A 3,272-nucleotide genomic window follows, 5' to 3' on the forward strand; every position below is an offset into this window, starting at 1 on the left:
CACCGGGGTCGCGCAGTTCCGCGACAGCCCGATCGACATCCTGGTCGCGGCCGCGCCGCACGCCGCCCTCGAGACGGCGCGCGCGGTGCTCGGCAGTCTGCTCGAGCTGCCCGAGGAGGAGCTTGACCTGCTGCTCGGCACCTTCGAGGCGTGGGTGCGGGCGAGCGGCTCCGCCAACGTCGCCGGCGCGGAGCTCTTCTGCCATCCCAACACCGTCCGCTACCGGCTGCGCCGCATCGAGGCCGGCACCGGCCGGGTCCTCGCCAACCCAGGGGATGTGGCTGAGCTCGTCACCGCCGTCCGCGCCTGGCGCGAACTGCCGCATTCCTAGTCGGAAGCAGGGACATGACAAGCAGGGCCTCGGAGAGGAACGGCCGGTACGTGTCGACCGGTCACCTGCCGTCACCCCGGCAGGTTCAGGCCGCCATCGACGAGGCATTTGAGAAATACCGCCAGGAGACCAGCGGGGAGAATTCTCAGACGTACCCGGCGCTGGCCGGTGTCCCCGGAGACCTTTTCGGCATTTGCGTGGCTGGCGTCACCGGCAGCATCTACCGGGCCGGGGACACCGGGCACGAGTTCACGGTCATGAGCGTGGCCAAGCCGTTTACCTTCGCCCTGGTATGCGACGTGCTCGGGGACGAACAGGTCAGGCAGGCACTCGGGGTGAATGCGACAGGGCTGGCGTTCGACTCCGTAGCCGCGGTCGAGCGCAGCCCGGACGGGCGATCGAATCCGATGGTGAACGCGGGAGCCATCGCGGCGGTAAGCCTGGTGCCTGGCGACAGCAGCGCGGCGAAATGGCTGTTCATCGCCGAGGGGCTGTCTCGATTCGCCGGCCGTGACCTGGCGCTGAGCGAGGAGGTCTACGCCTCCGCCGCGGCGGCCAACCAGCGCAATCGCGCCATCGCGAACTACCTGGCCAGCCGGGGCCGGATCTACTGTGATCCGGGCGAGGCCGTCGACCTGTACACCCGGCAGAGCTGCCTGCTGACCAGCGCAGAAGACCTCGCGGTGATGAGCGCCACCCTGGCCGACGGGGGGGTCAATCCGGTGACCGGGCGGCGGGTGGTCACCCCAGCCGTCTGCCAGCATGCGCTCGCGGTCATGGCCACCGCCGGGATGTACCAGACCTCTGGCGACTGGCTTTTCGACGTCGGGGTGCCGGGGAAGAGCGGGATCGGCGGCGGGATCGTGGCCGTCTCGCCGGGCAAGGGCGGCCTGGGGACGTTCTCCCCGCCCCTGGACCGGGCCGGAAACAGCGTCCGGGGGCAGCTGGCGGCACGACACCTGTCCAGGACGCTCGGACTCAGCCTGTTCGCGTCCAGCCAACAGCGCCCTTCCCGGTCCGCTGAGCCCTCGGTAGAGTACTGAGTGATGTCCCAGGCCGTGCCGGGGAAAGAAGGAGAACCGATGGAGATCGGACCTGTCGAGTACCTGATCTTGGGATTCCGGGGCACCCAGATTCACGACGAGTTCGCCCCGGCGATCGAGCGCCTTGTGGAGAACAACCTGATCCACATCATCGACCTCGTCTTCGTGAAGAAGGACGCTGAAGGCAGCGTCACGACGTTCGAATTCGATGAGCTCGATGAGGTAAAGGGGTTCGCCGGACTCCAGGGCGAAGCGGGCGGCGTGATCAGCGAGGAGGACATCTCCTACACCGCAGCCGGCCTCGACCCCGACTCGTGCGCAGTGATAGTTCTCTGGGAAGACCTCTGGGCCGCCGAATTCGCCCAGGCACTGCGGACCGCCGGCGGCAGCGTCCTTGAGGGCGCCCGGGTGCCCCGCGAGCTTGTCGATGCCGCCCTCGCCGCCCTCCCCTCCGAAGACTGAACAGCGAGCCAGCAGAGGAGCACAGATCATGCGTCGACGGGGACTCGGCCGCACCATGGCCCGCACGGCTGTGATCGCCGGAACGGCCACGGCCGTCAGCGGTCATGTCGCCCGGCGCCAGGATGCCCGCTACCGGCAGCAGGCAGCCGATCAGGCAGTGCAGCAGCCTCCTCCGGCGCCGGTGGATGTGGCCGAAGAGCTGCAGAAGTTCGCTGCGCTGAGGGACCAGGGAATCCTGACCGAGGAAGAGTTCGCCGCGCAGAAGGCGAGACTTCTGAGCCTGTAGCCCGAGCCCCGGCGGCTAGTGAGGGCGCATATTCTCGGGCCATGAAACTCCACGTCGGATGCGCGATGTGGAGCTACGCAGCCTGGCAGGGCCGTTACCTGCCGCAGCCGCTGGCATCGCGCGAGAGCCTGCACGCCTACGCGACCTGGTGCAACGCCGTCGAGGGCAATACGACTTTCTACGCGACGCCTGCCCTCGACACGGTCCGGTCGTGGGCCGCGCAGACCGAGCCGGACTTCCGGCTGGTTCTCAAGCTGCCGAAGGCGATCACCCATGAGCGCCGCCTCGCCGACGTCGCCGACCCGCTGCGCTCCTTCCTGGCCGCGATCGAGCCCCTCGGGCCGCGTGCCCACGCCCTCTGGATACAGCTGCCGCCGTCGTTCAGCCCGGCCGACCTGGGCGCGCTCAGCGGCTTCCTGCGCCGTCTGCCGCGCGAGCACCGGTACGCGGTCGAGGTGCGGCACCGCGCGTTCTTCGCCGACCCGCGCTGGGAACAGCAGCTCGAGAGCGTGCTCGGCGCCGTCGGCGCCGAGTGGGTGCCGTTCGACACCACCGTCTTGTTCGGGAGCCCGCCGGTGAGTGACATCGAGCGGGAGGCGTGGCGGAACAAGCCGCGCGTGCCCCGGCGGACACGGGCGCTCACGTCCCATCCCATCGTCCGCTACATCGGCCGCGACGACCCGGCGCGTACGGCGGCGGGCTGGCAGGACTGGGCCGACGTGGTCGCCGGCTGGCTGCGCGAGGGGCGGTCCCCGACCGTATTCATCCACACGCCGGATAACGTCGAGGCGCTGGAGCTGGCGCGCCGCTTCCACGACGACGTGCGCGCCAGGATGCCCGAGATCGAGCCGCTGCCAGAGCCGGTCCCCGCCGGACCGCCGACGCTGTTCTGAGCCGGCTTCGGTTGAGGCGGCGGCTGGCGGGCATGCCCGGGCAATGACGATGCGCACCGTGGGTGTGGAAGAAGAACTGCTGCTGGTCGAGCCCGGCACCGGCCAGCCCCTCGCGGTGGCCGAAACGGCGCTGCGCGCCGCCGGCCAGCCGGAGAAGACGGAGCTCGCCGCCGAGCTGCAGCGGCAGCAGCTGGAGACCAACACCACGGTGTGCCGCGATCTCGGCGAGCTCGCCCGCGAGGTGCGGCGGTGCCGGT

6 protein-coding genes are annotated in these 3,272 nt (G+C 69.9%); all 6 read left to right on the forward strand.

From position 1 onward, the window contains the following. The coding region (locus tag WA805_RS08180; RefSeq protein WP_425242028.1) for a helix-turn-helix domain-containing protein at positions 1 to 331 on the forward strand (331 nt) is incomplete at its 5' end. 14 nt (positions 332 to 345) lie between these two features. Beyond that, entirely contained in the window at positions 346 to 1,374 is a 1,029-nt protein-coding gene (gene glsA / locus WA805_RS08185; RefSeq protein WP_422271390.1) for a glutaminase A, read from the forward strand. A 39-nt stretch (positions 1,375 to 1,413) separates the two neighbouring features. Beyond that, positions 1,414 to 1,836, forward strand: a complete 423-nt coding sequence (locus WA805_RS08190) for a DUF6325 family protein (protein ID WP_422271392.1) — start codon at positions 1,414 to 1,416, stop codon at positions 1,834 to 1,836. Positions 1,837 to 1,864: 28 nt separating this feature from the next. Beyond that, positions 1,865 to 2,122 (forward strand): SHOCT domain-containing protein, encoded by a 258-nt coding sequence (locus tag WA805_RS08195; RefSeq protein WP_422285232.1) that lies wholly within the window; start codon positions 1,865 to 1,867, stop codon positions 2,120 to 2,122. Between the two features lie 41 nt (positions 2,123 to 2,163). Continuing rightward, entirely contained in the window at positions 2,164 to 3,015 is an 852-nt protein-coding gene (locus tag WA805_RS08200; protein WP_422285230.1) for a DUF72 domain-containing protein, read from the forward strand. Positions 3,016 to 3,058: 43 nt separating this feature from the next. Beyond that, on the forward strand, positions 3,059 to 3,272 hold a 214-nt coding region (locus tag WA805_RS08205; RefSeq protein WP_425242029.1), incomplete at its 3' end, for a glutamate-cysteine ligase family protein.

Source organism: Trebonia sp. (assembly GCF_049794275.1).
In the GTDB taxonomy this organism is placed as follows: domain Bacteria; phylum Actinomycetota; class Actinomycetes; order Streptosporangiales; family Streptosporangiaceae; genus Trebonia.

Excerpts from the sequence above, each read along its gene's own strand:
- WA805_RS08200 (WP_422285230.1), top strand. The coding sequence starts at position 2,164 with ATGAAACTCCACGTCGGATGCGCGATGTGGAGCTACGCAGCCTGGCAG.
- WA805_RS08190 (WP_422271392.1), top strand. The coding sequence starts at position 1,414 with ATGGAGATCGGACCTGTCGAGTACCTGATCTTGGGATTCCGGGGCACC.
- glsA (WP_422271390.1), top strand. The coding sequence starts at position 346 with ATGACAAGCAGGGCCTCGGAGAGGAACGGCCGGTACGTGTCGACCGGT.
- WA805_RS08195 (WP_422285232.1), top strand. The coding sequence starts at position 1,865 with ATGCGTCGACGGGGACTCGGCCGCACCATGGCCCGCACGGCTGTGATC.